The sequence below is a fragment of the Candidatus Ornithobacterium hominis genome, assembly GCF_951229915.1.
Taxonomy (GTDB): Bacteria; Bacteroidota; Bacteroidia; order Flavobacteriales; family Weeksellaceae; genus Ornithobacterium; species Ornithobacterium hominis.
Genome location: NZ_OX579588.1, coordinates 166,415 through 185,606, shown reverse-complemented (window position 1 = coordinate 185,606; position 19,192 = coordinate 166,415). Strand labels below are relative to the sequence as shown.

The 19,192-nt window shown below is 37.0% G+C and carries 21 protein-coding genes and 2 tRNA genes; 5 read left to right on the top strand and 18 right to left on the bottom strand.

Annotation, left to right across the window (positions count from 1 at the left end):
- The first annotated feature begins 50 nt into the window (after nucleotides 1–50).
- A complete protein-coding gene (radA, locus tag QOX03_RS00870) occupies nucleotides 51–1,406 on the top strand; it encodes a DNA repair protein RadA (RefSeq protein WP_119057145.1) in 1,356 nt (451 codons plus the stop codon).
- Here the strand turns inward: radA and QOX03_RS00865 are convergent.
- Entirely contained in the window at nucleotides 1,403–1,681 is a 279-nt protein-coding gene (locus QOX03_RS00865) for a hypothetical protein (protein WP_353616900.1), read from the bottom strand. The genes radA and QOX03_RS00865 overlap by 4 nt on opposite strands.
- A gap of 141 nt (nucleotides 1,682–1,822) precedes the next feature.
- Between QOX03_RS00865 and lepA the strand changes: the two genes are divergently transcribed.
- The gene (gene lepA / locus QOX03_RS00860) at nucleotides 1,823–3,619 is read left to right on the top strand and encodes a translation elongation factor 4 (protein WP_283671115.1); all 1,797 of its coding nucleotides are present in this window, start codon (nucleotides 1,823–1,825) and stop codon (nucleotides 3,617–3,619) included.
- Nucleotides 3,620–3,638: 19 nt separating this feature from the next.
- Here lepA and QOX03_RS00855 read toward each other — a convergent pair whose 3' ends face one another.
- Nucleotides 3,639–4,181 carry a type 1 glutamine amidotransferase domain-containing protein gene (locus QOX03_RS00855; protein ID WP_283671114.1) on the bottom strand — a complete coding sequence of 181 codons (543 nt, stop codon included), beginning with the start codon at nucleotides 4,179–4,181 and terminating at the stop codon, nucleotides 3,639–3,641.
- Between the two features lie 91 nt (nucleotides 4,182–4,272).
- On the opposite strand from QOX03_RS00855, the gene QOX03_RS00850 reads away from it, so the two are divergent.
- Nucleotides 4,273–4,356: transfer RNA gene (locus tag QOX03_RS00850), tRNA-Leu, on the top strand.
- A 243-nt stretch (nucleotides 4,357–4,599) separates the two neighbouring features.
- Here the strand turns inward: QOX03_RS00850 and QOX03_RS00845 are convergent.
- The 3 genes from QOX03_RS00845 to tsaE are packed head-to-tail and all read right to left on the bottom strand — an operon-like array spanning nucleotide 4,600 to nucleotide 6,589.
- The gene (locus tag QOX03_RS00845) at nucleotides 4,600–4,986 is read right to left on the bottom strand and encodes a hypothetical protein (protein WP_283671113.1); all 387 of its coding nucleotides are present in this window, start codon (nucleotides 4,984–4,986) and stop codon (nucleotides 4,600–4,602) included.
- Nucleotides 4,983–6,185, bottom strand: coding sequence for an alanine dehydrogenase (locus QOX03_RS00840; RefSeq protein WP_119058781.1), 1,203 nt, complete (start codon nucleotides 6,183–6,185; stop codon nucleotides 4,983–4,985). The genes QOX03_RS00845 and QOX03_RS00840 overlap by 4 nt, the downstream gene beginning before the upstream one ends.
- On the bottom strand, nucleotides 6,182–6,589 hold the full coding sequence (tsaE, locus tag QOX03_RS00835; RefSeq protein WP_283671112.1) for a tRNA (adenosine(37)-N6)-threonylcarbamoyltransferase complex ATPase subunit type 1 TsaE: 408 nt from the start codon (nucleotides 6,587–6,589) through the stop codon (nucleotides 6,182–6,184). Before tsaE ends, QOX03_RS00840 begins: the two co-directional genes overlap by 4 nt.
- Nucleotides 6,590–6,781: 192 nt before the next feature.
- Between tsaE and QOX03_RS00830 the strand changes: the two genes are divergently transcribed.
- Nucleotides 6,782–7,318 (top strand): ferritin, encoded by a 537-nt coding sequence (locus QOX03_RS00830; RefSeq protein WP_283671111.1) that lies wholly within the window; start codon nucleotides 6,782–6,784, stop codon nucleotides 7,316–7,318.
- A 74-nt stretch (nucleotides 7,319–7,392) separates the two neighbouring features.
- On the opposite strand, the gene QOX03_RS00825 is transcribed toward QOX03_RS00830, so the two are convergent.
- The 13 genes from QOX03_RS00825 to QOX03_RS00765 form a co-directional block, all read right to left on the bottom strand.
- Nucleotides 7,393–7,463: transfer RNA gene (locus QOX03_RS00825), tRNA-Cys, on the bottom strand.
- A gap of 100 nt (nucleotides 7,464–7,563) precedes the next feature.
- The gene (locus QOX03_RS00820; RefSeq protein ID WP_283671110.1) at nucleotides 7,564–8,415 is read right to left on the bottom strand and encodes a rhomboid family intramembrane serine protease; all 852 of its coding nucleotides are present in this window, start codon (nucleotides 8,413–8,415) and stop codon (nucleotides 7,564–7,566) included.
- Nucleotides 8,406–9,119: a rhomboid family intramembrane serine protease gene (locus tag QOX03_RS00815; protein WP_283671109.1), complete on the bottom strand. Its 714-nt coding sequence runs from the start codon at nucleotides 9,117–9,119 to the stop codon at nucleotides 8,406–8,408. The genes QOX03_RS00820 and QOX03_RS00815 overlap by 10 nt, the downstream gene beginning before the upstream one ends.
- On the bottom strand, nucleotides 9,120–10,919 hold the full coding sequence (gene mutL, locus QOX03_RS00810; protein ID WP_283671108.1) for a DNA mismatch repair endonuclease MutL: 1,800 nt from the start codon (nucleotides 10,917–10,919) through the stop codon (nucleotides 9,120–9,122). It lies immediately after the preceding gene.
- A complete protein-coding gene (locus QOX03_RS00805; protein WP_283671107.1) occupies nucleotides 10,912–11,247 on the bottom strand; it encodes a hypothetical protein in 336 nt (111 codons plus the stop codon). Before QOX03_RS00805 ends, mutL begins: the two co-directional genes overlap by 8 nt.
- Nucleotides 11,248–11,434: 187 nt before the next feature.
- Nucleotides 11,435–12,751, bottom strand: coding sequence for an FAD-dependent oxidoreductase (locus QOX03_RS00800; protein ID WP_283671106.1), 1,317 nt, complete (start codon nucleotides 12,749–12,751; stop codon nucleotides 11,435–11,437).
- A 4-nt stretch (nucleotides 12,752–12,755) separates the two neighbouring features.
- Nucleotides 12,756–13,037, bottom strand: coding sequence for a hypothetical protein (locus QOX03_RS00795; protein WP_283671105.1), 282 nt, complete (start codon nucleotides 13,035–13,037; stop codon nucleotides 12,756–12,758).
- A gap of 21 nt (nucleotides 13,038–13,058) precedes the next feature.
- Nucleotides 13,059–13,199, bottom strand: a complete 141-nt coding sequence (locus tag QOX03_RS00790; RefSeq protein ID WP_283671104.1) for a hypothetical protein — start codon at nucleotides 13,197–13,199, stop codon at nucleotides 13,059–13,061.
- Between the two features lie 3 nt (nucleotides 13,200–13,202).
- Complete coding sequence (gene cysS / locus QOX03_RS00785; RefSeq protein WP_283671103.1) at nucleotides 13,203–14,672, bottom strand: cysteine--tRNA ligase; 1,470 nt, start codon at nucleotides 14,670–14,672, stop codon at nucleotides 13,203–13,205.
- Nucleotides 14,673–14,691: 19 nt separating this feature from the next.
- The gene (gene folE / locus QOX03_RS00780) at nucleotides 14,692–15,369 is read right to left on the bottom strand and encodes a GTP cyclohydrolase I FolE (RefSeq protein WP_119058789.1); all 678 of its coding nucleotides are present in this window, start codon (nucleotides 15,367–15,369) and stop codon (nucleotides 14,692–14,694) included.
- 13 nt (nucleotides 15,370–15,382) lie between these two features.
- A complete protein-coding gene (locus QOX03_RS00775; RefSeq protein ID WP_283671102.1) occupies nucleotides 15,383–16,312 on the bottom strand; it encodes a PfkB family carbohydrate kinase in 930 nt (309 codons plus the stop codon).
- 243 nt (nucleotides 16,313–16,555) lie between these two features.
- Complete coding sequence (deoC, locus tag QOX03_RS00770; RefSeq protein WP_283671101.1) at nucleotides 16,556–17,287, bottom strand: deoxyribose-phosphate aldolase; 732 nt, start codon at nucleotides 17,285–17,287, stop codon at nucleotides 16,556–16,558.
- Nucleotides 17,288–17,291: 4 nt separating this feature from the next.
- Entirely contained in the window at nucleotides 17,292–17,735 is a 444-nt protein-coding gene (locus tag QOX03_RS00765; RefSeq protein ID WP_283671100.1) for an endonuclease/exonuclease/phosphatase family protein, read from the bottom strand.
- A gap of 183 nt (nucleotides 17,736–17,918) precedes the next feature.
- Here QOX03_RS00765 and bamG point away from each other — a divergent pair, with 183 nt between their 5' ends.
- Complete coding sequence (gene bamG / locus QOX03_RS00760; RefSeq protein WP_119058793.1) at nucleotides 17,919–19,184, top strand: BamG family beta-barrel-assembly machinery protein; 1,266 nt, start codon at nucleotides 17,919–17,921, stop codon at nucleotides 19,182–19,184.
- Nucleotides 19,185–19,192: the final 8 nt, after the last annotated feature.

The following is a 19,192-nucleotide window of genomic DNA, read 5'->3' as shown; positions in this document are numbered from 1 at the left end:
AAAAAAACAAAAAAATTAAGCCTTAAAAAAAATCTCTCTACTTTCGTGAAATGGCAAAATCTAAAACACAATACTATTGTCAAAATTGTGGGGCTCAATTCCCGAAGTGGATGGGCAAATGCAGCAACTGTGGCGAATGGAATACTATAGCAGAAGAAGTTGTTTCTAAAAACGAACCCGATAAACCTTGGCGAAGTCAAAATGATAAAAATCCAGTTTTATTTAACATTCAAGATATTCCTGCTGGGCAAGAGACTAGAATTATTACTCAAAATCAAGAATTAAACCGAGTATTGGGCGGAGGATTAGTGTTGGGTTCTGTTATTTTATTAGGCGGAGAGCCTGGCATCGGAAAATCCACACTGCTGCTACAAGTGGCGTTGCAATTCAATGATTTAAAGGTTTTGTACGTATCAGGAGAAGAAAGTGCTTCGCAAATTAAATTACGGGCGGAACGCTTGGGCATTGAAACCGATTCTTGCTTTGTGTTGACGGAAACTCAGACTCATAAAATATTCAAAAAAGCAAAAGAAATTCAGCCACATTTACTTATCATTGATTCAGTACAAACTCTTCAAAGTCAACTGGTAGAATCATCTCCAGGAAGCGTTTCGCAGATTCGGGAAAGCACATCAGAACTAATTCATTTTGCGAAAGAAACCAATGTGCCAGTAGTTTTAGTCGGTCACATTACTAAAGAGGGATCAATTGCTGGACCTAAAGTTTTGGAACATATGGTAGATGTCGTTTTGCAGTTTGAAGGCGAAAGAAATCATTTATATCGCCTTTTGCGAGCACAGAAGAACCGCTTTGGCTCTACAGCGGAATTAGGAATTTTCGAAATGCAAGGCAATGGTTTGAGGGAAGTTAGCAACCCCTCAGAAGTGCTCATTAGTGCCAAAGATCACACACTGAGCGGCAATGCCATAGCTGCTACGATGGAGGGCATCCGCCCCATGCTGATAGAAATTCAAGCCTTGGTCAGTACGGCGGTTTATGGTACGCCACAGCGTTCTACCACGGGATTTGATATTAAGCGTCTCAATATGCTTTTGGCTGTTTTAGAAAAAAGAGCTGGATTTCAATTGGGTGCCAAAGATGTCTTCTTGAATATTACAGGAGGAATACGCGTGGATGATCCTGCTATAGATTTAGCTGTAATTTGTGCCATTTTGTCTTCGTATGAAAATCAAGCATTGCCAGATAATTGCTGCTTTGCAGCAGAGGTGGGATTGAGCGGAGAAATTCGCCCAGTCAATCGGGTGGAACAAAGGGTTTTAGAAGCAGAAAAACTAGGCTATGATGTTATTTTTATTTCCAAATATAACAAAATTAATCCAGGAGATTTTCAGATACGAGTAGAGTTATTGGGAACAGTGGGTGATTTGTACCGATTAATGTTTTAAAGATACTTTAAAAAGTGCCAAAAACTTCTCCCTCTCAGGTAATTCAAATCTAGCTCATTACCGTAAGCCTCCTTTTCAAACGAAATTTGATGATAAGCAGCATCCGCATCACCTATTCTTGCCCAGTGAATTATGAACTCTATGCCGTACCAAAGGTAAAAAGGCAAAACGCCCATTTCTACCTGCTGGCGCAGATGGATTTTCTCATGGTTGATAAGGCGTTGGTTGAACTTATAAGTCTTTTTCCCAATAAAAATAAAAGGAAAAATCGCCATGGCAGCAAATTTTTTGTGAAATAAATGTGCAGTTACAATAATCATAAGACAAAGATATTTAAGTTTTTTCTCAAAAATTTTTTAAGCCTTAAAAAAAATAATATTACGAATATTTCCTATTTTTGCCCTCTAGGAATAATTATGAAGAACATTCGCAACTTTTGTATCATCGCCCATATAGACCACGGCAAAAGCACCTTGGCAGATAGGCTTCTGTCTCATACCCAATCAGTTACCGATCGTGAAATGAAAGAGCAATTGCTCGACGATATGGATTTAGAACGCGAACGTGGAATTACCATCAAATCGCATGCAATTCAAATGAATTATGAATACAAAGGCGAAACCTATACACTAAATTTAATTGATACGCCCGGGCACGTGGATTTTTCTTACGAAGTTTCACGTTCGATTGCAGCTTGTGAAGGTGCTCTGTTGATAGTCGATGCCGCACAAAGCATTCAAGCACAGACGATTTCAAATCTTTATCTGGCTTTGGAGCATGATTTAGAAATTATTCCGATTTTAAATAAAATTGACTTACCCAGCGCAAATCCCGAGGAGGTTTCAGATGATATCATCGATTTATTGGGTTGCGAGAAAGAAGACATCATCCGAGCAAGTGGTAAAACAGGACTTGGCGTAGAGGATATTTTATCTGCAATCATCGAAAAAATCCCAGCTCCTGAAGGCGATCCTGATGCGCCCTTGCAAGCCTTGATTTTTGACTCCGTTTACAATCCGTTTCGTGGTGTAGAAGCTTTCTTTAAAGTTGTAAATGGTCAAATCCATTCGGGGCAAGCAGTGAAATTTATGCAAACGGGGAAGAAGTATGAGGCCGATGAAATTGGAACATTGAAGCTAACGCAAGTTCCCAAAGAAGTCATCAAAACAGGAGATGTGGGCTACATCATTTCTGGGATTAAAACTGCGGTGGATGTGAAGGTGGGTGATACGATAACTTCAGTAGAAAACCCAGCCGATAAACCAATTGGTGGATTTGAGGAAGTGAAACCGATGGTATTTGCGGGAATTTACCCTGTAGATACTGAAGATTATGAGGAATTAACCTATAGTTTAGAAAAATTACAACTCAACGATGCTTCTTTGACTTTTCAGAAAGAAAGCTCTGCGGCTTTGGGCTTTGGTTTCCGCTGTGGTTTCTTGGGGATGCTTCATCTAGAAATTATTCAAGAAAGACTGGAACGTGAATTTGATATGACGGTGATAACTACAGTGCCTAACGTCTCTTATCACGCCTACACGACTAAAGAACCAAATGTTCCGATATTGGTTAACAACCCATCAGATTTGCCTGACCCATCAGGTTTAGACCGTGTGGAAGAACCTTACATCAAAGCCAGTATCATTACCAAAGCAGACTTTGTGGGGGCGGTAATGACGCTGTGTATCGAGAAACGAGGTGAAATTGTGAATCAAACTTACTTGACGACCGACCGCGTGGAATTAATCTTTGATATGCCTTTGGCAGAAGTTGTTTTTGATTTTTACGATCGTTTGAAGACGATTTCCAAAGGTTATGCCTCTTTTGACTATTCACCGATTGGTATGCGAGAATCTCACTTGGTGCGTTTGGATGTCTTAATCAACGCTGAACCAGTGGATGCGCTGTCAGCTTTAGTGCATAGAGATAATGCCTATGATATTGGCAAAAAAATGTGTGTGAAGCTGAAAGAATTGATACCAAGACAGATGTTTGACATACCTATTCAGGCAGCAGTTGGGGCAAAAATAATTGCACGAGAAACCATCAAAGCTTTACGAAAAGACGTCACAGCTAAATGCTACGGAGGAGACATCTCACGAAAACGTAAACTTCTAGAAAAACAGAAAAAAGGGAAAAAGAGAATGCGCCAAGTCGGACGTGTAGAAGTTCCTCAAAGCGCATTTATGGCCGTACTCAAATTGAATGATTAAATCAAATTATTTAGTTTGATTAATGCTTTCCCTCGGCGATTTCTTCAACCATTTTATCCAAAAAAGCAGGTAAATCCTTTGGAGTTCTGCTTGTAACTAAGCCATTGTCTACGACAACCTCTTCATCAACCCAGTGAGCACCAGCATTTTGTAAATCCACTTTAATAGAAGGGAACGAAGTTAGTTTCTTCCCCTCCACAGCCCCAGCATTGATGAGCGTTTGCGGACCGTGGCAAATCGCTGCAATAGGTTTTTTGTTATCAGCAAAATCCTTTACAAATTGTACAGATTTTTCACTGTTTCTCAAAATATCAGGATTGATAACACCCCCAGGCAACACTAACGCATCATAATCACTAGCTTTCACAGCATCAATGACTTGATCTACTTTTATTTTTTTAGACCATTGGTGCTCTTTCATTCCTTGAATTTCTCCTGATTTTGTGGAAACAATATGAACCTCGGCTCCTTCCTGCTGAAGCCTGTGTAATGGCTCAAATAATTCAGACTCTTCGAAACCTTCATCAGTTAATATAGCTACTTTCTTATTCTGTAAACTCATAATCATCTTGTTTACTGCTAAATTCGCAAAAATTATTCCAAGATTTGATTTTGAAATTAGAAAAAATATTGTATATTTGTAGCCCTGTTTTGCCCGAGTGGCGGAACTGGTAGACGCGCTGGATTCAAAATCCAGTGATAGCAATATCGTGCCGGTTCGATTCCGGCCTCGGGTACTAAAACCGTTGTTAATCATTTGATTTTCAACGGTTTTTTTTAAAGGTTTAATAATCAAAAATAGTTAGTAAAAACATTTGTATCCCTGAAGTTATTCTTAACTTATTTGAAAATTTGTAATTAGCCCTAACTCGTTCAATATTGTATTTAAACGATAGTTAATAAAATTTGATATCTGAAGGATTTTTTTTATAAATCACGACATGTTCATAATAATATTACTCTAACTAGCAATTACAAAATTATTCCTGTTCAATTTTTTGAATTTTGACATCATCTTGGCACTTCTCAACTTCGAGGCGAAGCGGTATTAGTGAATCTTTGTAGTGAATTACAAAAAAACCGCAAGGTTCTTGGCGAGGCTGACTAACAGAAAAATTAATCTGCCCGTTTCTAAAAACTTTTTGGTGAATAAAAGCAGTATCAATGTTTAAATCTTTCATGCTTTTCTTTGCTGCTGGAGAATAAGTTTTTTCACGAAAACGGATTTCAGATAAAACTCTTCCGTTGGGCAGGTAGTTATTGATGTATTGCGTGCAACTACTTCGCTGCCCAAAGAATAGAATCACAAGAAAAATTCCAGCTAAGCTACCAATACCAAAAAATTTGTACCGATCAACTTGCCTCATAGCATCAGTAAATTTAAATCGGTGAAATTTAAGTCAAACCAATCTGCCAATTCTTTATTGGTATGGCGACCTTTAAATAAGTAAATTCCTTTTCTCAAGCCTTTGTCATGGTGAATTAAATTTTCAAAACCGCCTTCTTTAGCCACTTGAATCAAGTAAGAAAGGAAAAAGTTACTCAGGGCTTTACTTGCTGTCCTTGCAAAACGTGACGGGATATTGGCAACGCCGTAATGAATGACCTCATGCTTCACCACGACTGGGTTTTCATGGGTTGTCACTTCGCTGGTCTCAAAACAGCCTCCGCTATCTATACACACATCAATGATGACTGCCCCTGGCTTCATTTTTTTCACCATATCCTCAGTCACAATGCTCAGTGCTCGGCAATCTCCCCAAATGGCTCCAATGGCTACATCACAGCGCATCAATGCTTTAGTGATTTCTTTGGGATCTAAAGTGCTGGTAGAAACACGAAAGTTTAAATGATCTTGTAGTGTTCGGAGTCGTGTTAAACTTCCGTCAAAAACTCGAACAGAAGCACCTAACCCCAAACCTGCCTTAGCAGCATATTCGCCAACTGTTCCTGCGCCTAAAATGACAACTTCCGCTGGGCGAACACCAGTCACACCACCAAGTAAAATACCGTTTCCGCCATTGCTGGTTGAGAGTAATTCACTGGCTATAAGGAGAGAAGAGGTTCCAGAAATTTCTGCTTCTAAACGTTTAATGGCAAGATTGCCATGAGCATCTTCGTAGTATTCCATGCCAAGAGCGGTGATTTTCTTCTTGGCTAAATGCTCAAAATAATCTTTTTCTAGCGTATTGGGCAGCACAGAAGAAATCAAAATTGTTTCGGGCTTTAAGAAGTCAATTTCTTTAATGGTGGGGGGTAAAACTTTCAAGACGATATGTTGCTGAAAAACCTCTTTCGCATCATAGGTTATTTTAGCTCCAGCTTCAGAGTATTGATTATCAGTGTAATGCACTCCTTTGCCAGCGCAACTCTCCACGGTAATTTGATGCCCATGCCGCACCAAAACTTCTACCGCATCAGGAGTAAGGCAAATTCTATTTTCCTGATGATGAGTCTCGCGTGGTAGGCCGATACTGAACTTCCCATCGCGCAATGCTACTTCTAAAACTTCCTCTTGCGGTAGTAAATCTTCTTTATTGAAAGGGGTGAAAATAGGTTTGCTCATCTTTCTAAGTTTATGATACGTTTGGTATTTTCTGTCGCAATACTGACACAATGATACTCTTTTGGCAAAAGATTTTTAACTCTCTCAGGCCATTCAATGAAGCAAAAATTGCCAGAATAGAAATATTCTTCTGCTCCCATATCAAAGGCTTCCTCTTCGCTCTCAATTCGGTAAAAATCAAAATGAAAAACACGCCCATGATCAGTTTCGTATTCATTGACCAAAGAAAAAGTCGGGCTGTTGACAAGCTCTTGCCCCCCCATAGCTTCCACCAAATATTTGATAAATGTCGTTTTACCAGCGCCCATTTCGCCCTGAAATAAGATCACAGGAAATCTAAGCTGCTTGTGCAAAATTTGAGCAATTTCACGTAATTGATTTTCATTTGTAACTTCCCAGCGCATGCTTTTACAAAAATAGTATTTTTTATTCCTTTTTGTCTTGATTTTTTTTAAAGCTTTAAAAATTTATAGATAAATTAAGTTTTGTTTGAATTTTAAACAGAAAAAAAATCATATGTTTTGTTAAAATACAGGCAGATGCTAAATTATGGTTTAAAAATTGTAATCATTTTTTTATTAAAAAAATAAATTTTTATGAGTTATAAAAGAATTTCTGACGAGATGGAGAATTTGCTAAATAAGCAAGTAACGAAAGAAGCAGAAGCTGCACAAGTTTTTTTAGCGTATGGCTCTTGGGCAGATACGATGAGTTTCGGGGGTGTGGCTGAGTTTTTCTATAAACATGCAACCGAAGAACGCGACCACATGAAAAAGATTATCAGCTATATCAATACCCGAGGTGGGAAAACTAAAATAGAGGCAATTCCTGCACCACCAGCAAATCCTAAAAATTTAAAAGATTGCCTAGAAAAAGCTTTGGAGCACGAAATACAAAACTCGAAAGCGATTGATAAAATAGTTGATTTAGCTTTGGAAGAAAAGGATTGGGCTACTTTTAATTTTGCGCAATGGTTTGTAGAAGAGCAAATTGAGGAGGAAGCTTTAATCAATGATTTGATAGATAAGTATAACTTGGCTACAGAAGCTGATGAAAATAATGCTAATCTTTATGATTTAGATAAAGATTTAAAATCTGCTCCGCAGCATATTTCAACTCCGAGAGAGCACTAAAAAAGAGTGGAATTAAAATGAAAAATCAGACTTTTCCCGAAGTCTGATTTTTTTTTAAGGCTTTAAAAATTTTGAGGTTCCGAGCGGATTCGAACCGCTGTAGAAGGTTTTGCAGACCTCTGCCTAGCCACTCGGCCACGGAACCAAAGAGGTACAAAGTTAAGAATAATTGTTGAATATGAAATTTTTTCTGAGAGAAATTTGTTCAAGCTTCGTTAATGTTAAAAAATGCTAAATTGAAATCTCTATCGATTTAATTTCCCTTGCTGAAAGAGAAATTCTTTTTCTTCTGCTGTGAGGCTGCTGTAGCCACTTCGGCTAATTTTATCAAGAATCGCATCGATTTTCTGTTGTTTGTTTACCTTTTGCTCGTTGTAGTCATAGTCGTTTCGTGGAGGTGAAGTAGACTTAGCCTTCTTAGAATGAGTTTTTAAAGAACTTTTGGGTCGGAAAAATTTTGTAAAGCCTTTAAAAATCCCATCAAAAATGTCATTCCCTTTTTCAAACTTTTTCATATAAAAATAGCCAAAAAGAGCTCCACCTAGATGTGCTACATTCCCGCCAACATTACTGGGTTGAATTAAAAATCCAAAAATTAAAAATCCTAAAGCTACGTGAATTAATTTAAAGCGGGTTTGAAAGAATAATAAACGAATCTGCAAATGTGGTTGATAAGCAGCCATGGCAAAAAACACGGAATAAATGGCTGCTGATGCACCCAATAGGCTATTGATTTTATTTGTTAACACACTGTAAATCAAGAATGAAATCCCTCCAGCGATACCGCCCAAGAAGTAAAACTTAGCAAAGTCTTTATCAGTGAAATTTTGATAGAAAAAAATTCCCATAAAGTAAAGCATGAGCATGTTAAAGAATAAATGAAAAAAATCAACATGCAAAAAGAAATAAGTAAAGATAGTCCAAGGTCTTGTGACGAAGTCGTACTCAAGCGGAGGCAAAGCTAGCCAACCTAAATTTAATAGATTGAATAAACGTAAAATAGAGATTGAGATATACACGACGATATTGATGAAAATCAGGCGCGTTGCTAAATTTCCGCTGGTGTATTTGTATTTTAATTTATCTATTAATTCCATTGATGTAAATTCTTTTTCCAAATTCGTACTAAAATAAAACCAATTAAGGCTCCACCCAAATGTGCATAGTGTGCGACGTTGTCACCAGGGTTGTTTGCAACGGCAAAATAAAGTTCAATGACAATATAAATGGGAATAAAATATTTAGCCTTGAGCGGAATTGGCGGAAAAATTAACATCAAAACGGCATTGGGAAAAAGCATTCCAAAAGCAACTAAAACCCCAAAAATTGCTCCTGATGCTCCCATCATGGGAATGCTGTAGATGATGCTTAAATCCTCATATCTTTGGTCTACCATAAAAGGTTCTAAAGTTGCAATTTCATTTACTTGTGAGGCACTTAGACCATGGTGTTCAATTAAACTTTGTGCTGAAATATAATTGGTTAAATTGAATAATAAAAAGGCGCCTAAACCTGCCCCAAAGTACAGAATTATATATTTTTTGTCTCCCAAAATTTGTTCTACGTTTGAGCCAAACATATAAAGGGCAAACATATTGAAGAAAAAATGCATGAAATCCCCATGCATAAACATGTGCGACAATACTTGATGGCTTTTAAAATTGTCTGATAGCGGATAAAATGCACCCAATAATATATCTAAATTAACAGTTTGTGTGGCTGCAAATACATATTTTGCTGCAAAAAATAAAACATTTAGAATCAGTAAATTCTTTGTAATAGGAGCAATTCTTTGTAACATTTATTCTAATAATTTTTTTATGATTTCGGCGTCTAGCAAATGAAAATTTTTTTTACCAAAAGGAGAATATACAAAATCTTTCAGCTGAAAAAAATCATGACATAAATTGAGCATTTCCTCTGTGCTAAGTTCTGTGCCTTTGCGTATTGCGGCAGCTTTTGCCATGAGTTTTGCTAGAGTTGTTTCAAATTGAATGCTTTCTTCTATATTCTCAGCATAGAAAAAAGCTTCAAAAATCTCTGGAACATGTTCTTGAGATATATCTGCTGGTATAGCGCTGACTAGCAGTGTTTTGCCTTGAAAGGTGAAATCAAAACCAAAACGAAACCAAAGACTTTCCGTTTCTTCAATTTTACTCTTTACTTTGGTGTCCACTAGTATTTCTACTGGGAAGAGCAGCTGTTGACTCAATGCGTTTTTATTTTTCAGTCCCGAGAGCTTTTGATACAAAATTGTTTGATGAACTCGATTTTGATCTAGAATAAATAATTTCCCCTGATGAAGTACGCAAATGTAACTTTTTTGCCATTGAAAGATTTTTTGATTTTCAAAGGCTTCGGAGGCGTCTTCGTAGTCAAAACTTTTTTGTTCGTTATTAATTTTTTGAAACTCTAAAAAATTATATTTTTTTGAATCGCCAAAACTTTTAGATTTAGAAGAAGAAAAACTCGGCGGAGTACTCCAATTTTTCTCTTCGAGAAAGGGATTATAATTTTTATTAACATCAATATTGGGCGTCGCAATTTCTTTTTCTTTATCTAGAATTGGAATCTCCCATTCGCCTTGCTCAAAATCTAAAGCAGGGGAAAGTTGAGCCTGCCCAATTGCAAACCTAACGGCGGCACGCAGCTGAGCGAAAATCGCAAATTCATCTTCAAATTTTACTTCCGTTTTAGTTGGATGAATATTGATGTCAATTTTCTCTGGTGGAATCTTCAGGAAAAGAAAATAAGAAGGATGATAATTTTTAGGAATTAAATTTTCAAAGGCTTGTAAAATTGCCTTATGCAAATAACCGCTGCGGATGAAACGCTGATTGATGAAAAAAAATTGCTCTCCTCTGCTTTTTTTGGCAATTTCTGGTTTAGCAATGAAACCCTCTATTTTCACCACATCTGTTTCCTCTTTCACTGGAATCAATTTGCCTTCCATTTTTTTACCAAAAACATGTAAAATACGTTGGGCGGAAGTGGTTGATGGCAAGTGAAAAATTTGTTCATCATTATGTTCTAGCTTAAACTCCAAGTCTGGATGCGCCAAAACCACATGATGAAATTCATCGATAATGTGCCGAAACTCTACCGCGTTACTTTTTAGGAAATTACGACGTGCCGGGACATTGAAAAATAGATTCTTCACGGCGATGCTTGTCCCTGTAGGTGTCACACAATGTTCTTGAGATTTTATCTTCCCACCTTGTATGTGAATTTCTGTGCCCAGCTCATCCTCAGGTATTTTGGTTTTCAATTCCACCTGAGCGATGGCAGCGATAGAAGCCAAGGCTTCTCCACGGAAGCCTTTAGTTAAAATTTTAAAAATATCTTCAGTCGAATGAATTTTGGAGGTAGCATGTCTTTCAAATGACATTCTCGCATCGGTTTCGCCCATGCCTTTGCCATTATCAATGACCTGAATCAGCTCTCTTCCCGCTTCTTTGATGATGACCTGAATTTGTGTGGCACCAGCATCTATGGCATTTTCTATCAATTCTTTTATCACAGAGGCTGGCCGCTGCACCACCTCTCCTGCAGCAATTTGATTGGCAACATGAGGTGGCAATAGTTGAATTACATTACTCATTGCCCAAGAATTCTCCAAAATTAGGATTTGTAATCATCCACATGATAAAAACAAATAGCATAAGAATGGCAAAAATGATGAAGGTATTTCTGTTTATGGAACGGTCGCTACGTTTGTTTTTGGCACGGAATGATTGTAAGTCAATTTTTGATTTCTCCCATTCTTCTTCAGTAGCATCATTCATAGCTTTGCGACGAGCTACATAGCGCTCTGCAAAACGAGAATCGCCAATGCGACGATTGACCAAATCGTGTGATTTAGTATCGTAAAATCGAGGAATGTATCTGAACTTACGTGATTCTGTTTTTTTAAATAAACCTCCTATCATGACTCACAAAGATACAAAAACAAAACAAGTCAAAACTCTTTTATAATTTTTTTAAGCCTTAAAAAAAATCACAAAAGTCGTCTTCATTTTTTGAGACGACTTTTCTTTTAAGTCTGGTGTCTAGTCCTAAAATAGCGTTACGGGTAATTAATTGTAAGCCTTTTCAGGTCTATCTATTCGTTAAACTTTATCCAAACAAATCATTAAAAGCTTCTGCCATTGTAGGGTGCGTGTAAATCTGATTGGCCAAGACTTCGGCTTTTAAATCATTGTCCACCGCTGTTTTCACAATGTTGATGAGTTCGTGAGCTTCGGCACAAAATAGCGTACAACCCAAAATTTTATTCGTTTTTTTATCTATAATTGCCTTCAAAAGTCCGTCGGTTTCTTGCAAAATTTTAGCTTTGGGGATGCTGTTAGCTGGCATTAATTTTACAATAACTTCATTTTTATTTTCAATCTCATTCTCTTTTTTACCAATGTGCGCATATGCTGGCGAGATGAAAACTGAAGTCGCAAAATCTTTACGCTGAGAGCGCTTCGTATAATCGCCTCCAAAAAGCTGATTTTTTACCAAACGAAAATCATCTAAAGAAATGTACGTAAATTGCGGCCCACCGTTGCAATCGCCCAATGCCCAAATGTTTTCAACAGAAGTTTTTAATTCATCGTTAACTTGAATGAAACCTCTTTCATTTAATTGAATATCAGTATTTTCCAATCCTAATTCTTCAGTATTCGGAACTCTGCCGATGGCTACCAAAACGGCATCTGCTAAGATTTCTTCGTTTTCAGTTTTAACTAAAACTTGCTCATTTTGTGTGATAAATTCTTGCGTTTTCACTGAAGTTTTGATGCTTATATTTTTCTTGTCTAAAACCTCTTGAATGGCTTTTTTCATATCTGCATCTTCTCTGGGAAGAAATTCATCTCCAGCATCTAAAATTGTAACTGAACTACCGAAATCAGCAAACATAGAAGCAAATTCTAAACCGATAAATCCGCCTCCTACGATGCAAAGTTTTTGTGGCAATTTGGTGAGTTGCATAATGCTGGTGCTGTCATAAATTTGTGGTAAATCTGCACCTTTTATCTCTAATTTTCTTGGCTTTGCACCTGTGTTAATGAATATTCTTTCAGGCAAATAAAGTTCTTTCCCGCTCTCAGTTGAGACTTCAACAGTTTGATTATCAATGAATTTTGCTATTCCTGTAATAACTTTAGCATCAGATAAATCTTCCACTTTATCATAATTGGCTTTTCTCAATTTAGAAGTTAACTCATTGGTCATTTCCACTGCTTTTGGAAGTGGAATTTCTTTTCCCGCCTTGGTAATGAGTGATTTAGACGGAATACAGCCTACATTGATGCAAGTACCACCATACATTTTTGGCGATTTTTCTACGAGAATAACTTCTTCATTTTTATTTGCCAAAAAAGCCGCTAATGTTTTCCCTGCTTTTCCGAATCCTATGATTAAATTTTTTATTTCTTTTGGTTGCATACTTTCAATAATTTATTTTACTATTATAATTTTTAGCCGCAAGAACTCCCCAAATCATGCAGATTGGCCAACAAATGAATAAAACTCCGAATCCGAAAGTGATTATTGCAACAATAAGTGAAACGACAAACATAATAATTGCTCCTGATACCGTTGTATACAACATGCCTAACGGACCAAACAAAATTGTTAATAATAACGATAAACCAATACTTTTTCTCTCTTTAATGATTACAGTCTGCTTATCATGTCGATTTTCTTGATATTGAGTATTTTGATTTTCCATACGTTTTTTTTATTTTTTTAATTAATTTTCTCTTTTAAAAAGAACATTTTTTTTATAATAAGCCAATATTTGTGAGAGCAAACTACTGACGTCCAATGAATAGCCTAATTCAATTTTATGTTTTAAATCCTCTTCTTCAATCAATTGCTTGAATTCTTTCATTTTTTATAAACTAAAGATTGTTCCATCTTTTCCGTCTTTTAATTGTATGCCAGCGTGTTTCAATTTATCTCTGATCTGGTCAGAAGTTATAAAATCCTTATTTGCTCGAGCTTGGTCTCTTAATTCAATCAAAAGTTCTACGGCTTGTGTCAATTTTTGATTCCCTGCTTCGTTCAAAATAGGTTTTAATCCCAAAACATCTTCAATGAACTCTTTCATTTTTGTTTTAAAAATCGCTTTATCCTGCTCATTGATTTTCAAGGATCCCTCATTGATTTGATTGATTATTTTCACTGCTTCAAATAATTCTGCAATCAGCATCGGCGAATTAAAATCATCATCCATTTTTGCGTAGCAAGCTTTAGTCCATTCTTGCAAATCAAATGTAGATTCTTCACTTACAGGCATTTCTGCCATTCTTGTGTAAGTTGCCATTAAACGCTGATAGCCTTTTTCTGAGGCGAGCACTGCCTCGTTACTTAAATCTAAAACACTTCTGTAATGCGCCTGAAGCATGAAAAACCGTATGACCATCGGGTCAAAAGCTTTTTCAAAAAAGTTGTTGTCTCCAGAAATCAATTCTCGGGGTAGAATCGTATTGCCTGTAGATTTAGACATTTTCTGCCCATTCATTGTCAGCATGTTTGTGTGCATCCAATAACGTACTGGGTTTTTCCCATAAGCGCCTTTCGCCTGAGCGATTTCACACTCGTGGTGTGGAAACTTCAAATCCATTCCCCCACCGTGAATATCAAAAGTTTCGCCTAAGTATTTAGTACTCATCACTGTACACTCTAAATGCCAGCCAGGGAAACCATCTCCCCAAGGCGAAGGCCAGCGCATAATGTGTTCTGGTGAAGCTTTTTTCCAAAGGGCAAAATCTTGTGAATTTTTTTTCTCTGCCTGCCCATCCAGCGTACGCGTATTTGCTATTAAATCCTCTATATTTCTCTTGCTCAGCTCTCCATAATCATGGGTTTGGTTGTATTTAATAACATCAAAATAAATAGAGCCGTTGCTTTCATAAGCCAAGCCTCTATCTATAATTCTTTTGATGATTTCTATTTGCTCAATCAAGTGCCCAGTTGCGGTAGGTTCTATGCTGGGTGGCTGAATATTAAAAAGTGCATTGACTTCATGAAAATCGGTAGTGTATTCTTGAACGATTTCCATTGGCTCAAGCTGTTCAATTCTTGCTTTTTTAGAAATTTTATCTTCTCCCTCATCAGCATCGCTTTCCAGATGCCCGACATCGGTAATGTTTCTCACATAACGAACTTTGTACCCCAAATGTTTCAAGTAACGAAAAACTAAATCAAACGAGAGAAAAGTTCTCATGTTCCCTAAGTGCACGTTTGAATAAACCGTTGGCCCACACACGTACATACCTACAAAATTAGGATGAAGGGTTTCAAATTTTTCTTTCTCCCCTGAGTGGGAATTATAAATCTGTAAGTTATGTTTCTCTATCATTTTTTAAGGCTTTAAAAATTTATACATTAAACCTTGTTCCCATGCCGATGTATTTCAAAAACTCTGCGCGTGTCGTCGGGTTGTTTCTAAAGGCTCCGCCGAGCTCCGCTGTCACCGTGCTACTTTCTATATCTTTAATTCCTCTGGAGTTGACACAAAGATGTTTCGCATCAATCACACATGCTACATCATCGGTACCCAGTGCTTCTTGCATCGCATGCACCACTTGCATCGTCAGGCGTTCTTGCACTTGGGGGCGGCGTGCATAGTAATTTACAATTCTATTTATTTTTGACAAACCAATGACTCGCCCTTTGCTCATATACGCCACGTGTGCTCTCCCTACGATGGGCAAAAAATGATGCTCGCAGGTAGAATAGACGGTAATGTCTTTTTCTACCAACATTTGATTGTATTTGTATTTATTTTCAAACGTAGACATTTTCGGGCACCTCTCTGGGTTTAACCCGCCGAAGATTTCTTTCACATACATTTTTGCCACACGATGTGGTGTCCCCTTCAGGCTATCATCTCCCATATCCATCCCCAGCACATTCATGATTTCATAGAAATGTTTTTCTATTTTTTCTATTTTCTCATCATCATTCAAATCAAAAGCATCTGCTCTTAATGGCGTTTCATGATTCCCAGGAATATGCCCATCACCCATATCTTGGTATAATTCTTTTTCTTTCATTAATACTTAATAATTATATAAAATTTTCTACATTTAAGTTGAAATGCGAAAGTTTCTTAAATTTTTTAATTCTTTCTGCAAGGTTTTCCTTGGTTACGCTAGCTAGTTTTTCTACACCGAATTTTTCTACCGTAAAAGATGCTAAGGCACAGCCAATGATGATTGCGTTTTTCATATTCTCAAAACTATAATCTTTTGTTTTGGCCAAATAGGCTGCAAAACCGCCAGCAAAAGTATCGCCTGCTCCCGTTGGGTCAAAAACCTCTTCTAAAGGAAGCGCTGGAGAGAAAAAGATTTCATCCTCATGGAAAAATAATGCGCCGTGCTCTCCTTTTTTTATAATTAAAAATTGAGGACCCATTTTTAAAATCGCTTTTGCAGCTTTTCTTAAACTATATTCGCCAGAAAGTTGCCGAGCTTCTTCATCATTTATCGCCAAAACGCTTACTTTTTTAATGACTTTTAGCAAATCATCCCAAGCCGAATCCATCCAAAAATTCATCGTATCCAGAACTACCAAACGAGGTTTTTCTACTTGATTCAAAACGGACTCCTGCACCAAAGGATGCAAATTACCCAACATCAGTACTTCTGGATTTCGCCAATTGGCAGGAACTTTGGGCTGAAAATTCCCCAAAGAATTCAGCTCGGTGACGAGTGTGTCTCGCGAGTTCATATCATTGTGGTATTGCCCTTTCCAGAAGAAAGTTTTTTCGCCTTCCTTTATTTCAATTCCGCTAATATCAATGCCTTTTTCTACCAAAAAATCCAAATTCTTCTGCGGAAAATCTTCTCCTACGACAGAAACTAAGACGTTTTCAACACCCAATAATGATGCTGCTAAACTAATGAACGTGCCGGCTCCACCCAAAATTTTACCACTTTCGCCAAACGGAGTAATAATTTCATCAAAAGCAACCGATCCTACTGTTACTAAACTCATATCTAATTCTTAAGCTCACAAATATAGCTATTCTATCTGTGTTTTAGGAATTTTAAGAATACACTTCTTTCAAAAAAATTCTCTTCTTTTTAGGGTTTAGTTAAACTTAGACAAAGTATTCACTTTCAATGTTTAATGAACGTAAATCACGCTTAAGCAACGGCAAGAAGTGGTTGCTTTATTCCTCGTTTTTTTTCTTAATTTTCTAAGGCTTTAAAAATTTTCTCGCTAAAAATTCTAATTTTAATAACCTTCCACCTCGTTTCCATCTACGATTTCTTTGGCAGATGAAGTCCCCAAGCGTTTTACGCCCATTCTTATCAGTTTTTTGGCCTCTTCCACATTTCTGATGCCTCCAGCCGCTTTCACTGGCAGCGGATGTGCGTGTTTCAGCATAATTTCTATAGCGTGAGGCGTAGCTCCATTGGGGCTTCCATCTTTTGTAGTATAGAATCCTGTGGAAGATTTCACAAAAACCTCATCTGTTTTGCTTGGTAAATACTCTAAAGTTACTTCTCTGATTAGTTCACTTGCTTCTGCTATTTGCTCATCAGTCAAAGCAGCAGTTTCTATTATCCATTTGATAACGCGTCCTTTGTTCAACACCAGGTCATTTCCAGTCTTCACTTCTTCTTTCACGAAATCTAAATTTCCATTTTTCAGTTGCTGAAAATTCAGAACAAAATCCAACTCATCTGCACCATCATCTATGGCTCGCTCTGCTTCTTGAATTTTTTCTTTGATGGTATTGATTCCCTCATGAAATCCAATTACCGTTCCCACTTTCACTCGACTCTGTGCCTTGTCTACTATTTTTTTTGCCAATTTCACATAGCCAGGGCGAATCATTACTGCTTTGAATCTATTTTCAATGGCTTCTTGAACTAAATCAACGACTCTTTGCTCGGTTTCTTGCACTGATAGATCTGACTGTTCAGGGGTTTTTAAATACGTTGAATCTAAATATTCTTTCATTTTTTTAAATTTTAAAAATTGTATAAATGGGGAAATGGTCGCTGTACCCGCCTAGGTATTTTCTCCCTACATAGGTTCTGAATGGTTCCCCGTGATATTTCCTATTCCATTCTTGTAAAAAATAAGGATTGAAAACATGACTTGAAATTAAGCGAATTTTTTCATCTAAATAAAAGCCTTTTGAAAAAAGCATTTGATCATACAATATCCAAGTATCTCGGTGTTTTGTCGTGTATTTCCCCTCTTTTCGCATTAATTCCATGGGGTTATAAAACTCGTAAGGTTCTTGATTTTGAAAATAACCTGTGGTTTTAAAGTGTTTTTTTAACGTTTCATCTTCTGGATTGGAATTAAAGTCGCCAAAAATCATAATTTTAGCCTGTGGGTCATCTACCGTATCAAATAAATTTTCTAGGTTATAAAATCCAAAGCTGTATAGTCTACTCATGGCTTAAAGTTACGAATATTTTATGCTAATTTTACCCACGAATTTAACTCTATTTTTTTCTAAGCCTTAATTTTTTTTGAAAAGCTTGAAGAAATTACGTTTTTTTAACGCACAAATACAATCTAACATTTTTAATTTTTAAGCATATTTAGCATATTTGCACCTACGCAATAAATTTTTCATATGAGCAAATACATAAGTTGCTTCCTGCTAACCTTGGTTACGTTTACACTAACGGCACAAGATATTTCCATATCTCCTTATTCTTCTTTGGGTTATGGCGATAAAATATTCAATCATGGAGCTTCTACATTTGGCATGGGAGGTGTTAGTACTTCCTATCTATCCCCTTACGGGAACGAGGCTAATTTTTCTAACCCTGCGGCTAATAATAATTTGTTTTACACAACATTTAGCTTTGAAGGCGCAGCCAATTTTTCTCGGTTTGCCGATAAGCAGAATGAGTCTTCTAGAAGTTCAACTTATTTATCTAAGGTTCATCTAGCCTTCCCAATGGGGCTAAAATTCCGTGGTGGAATTGGTTTTCAGCCTTACTCTTCCGTAGGCTACAAGGCTGGAATTTATGATTTGGAGAGCAATCCACAGAAAGTTAACTTATACAAAGGCGATGGCGGAATCAACAGTTTAAATGCCTTTCTCTCTTATAATGTTAATCAAAATTTTGCTGTGGGCTTACGTGCTGATTACCTCTTTGGGAAATTAAAAAGAAATGAAGTTTTCTCTGTTCAGAATACGCAACTACTTACAGACTATACTTATGAAGATGAACTGAAGGGGTTTAATTTGACTGCTGGTTTAGCTTTTAATAAAAAAGTAGGTGAAAATCAGCGATTTTTTGCTGGGGCAACTTACGGCTTGGGCAACAAATTGAAGTCAACGCAGTCTTACCAACTAAGTACTTATCAGCTAATATCTTTAGGTTCAGCACCTATCAATAAAGATATTATCTACGAAAAATCCAGCAATGAAGATGTGAAATTCCCTCAGCAGGCTTCTCTTGCGCTAAGCTATGGGAGAGATTTAAAGTGGTTGGTTGGAGCTCAAGTGGATTGGGAAAAAACTTCAGAACTAAATTTCATCAACCAAAAACATAATTCTAAAGACCGTCTAAGATTAGGGCTCGGGGGCTATTACACACCTCAGTTTAATAGCTTTAGGAACTATTTCCAGCGAGTAACCTATCGATTTGGTGGCTTCTATGAAAATATGCCTTTTGAGATTAACAATCAGCAAATAAATCGTTATGGCATTACTTTTGGGCTTGGGTTACCTATGGGGAAATCGAGCGACCCTTCTGAGTTGAACATTGGCATTGAATTGGGGCAACAAGGAACGAAAGAAAATAACCTGATAAAAGAAAGCTTTGCGAACTTACGCTTAGGTTTTAATTTGAGCGACACGTGGTTCCAAAAAAGAAAATATGATTAATTATTTAA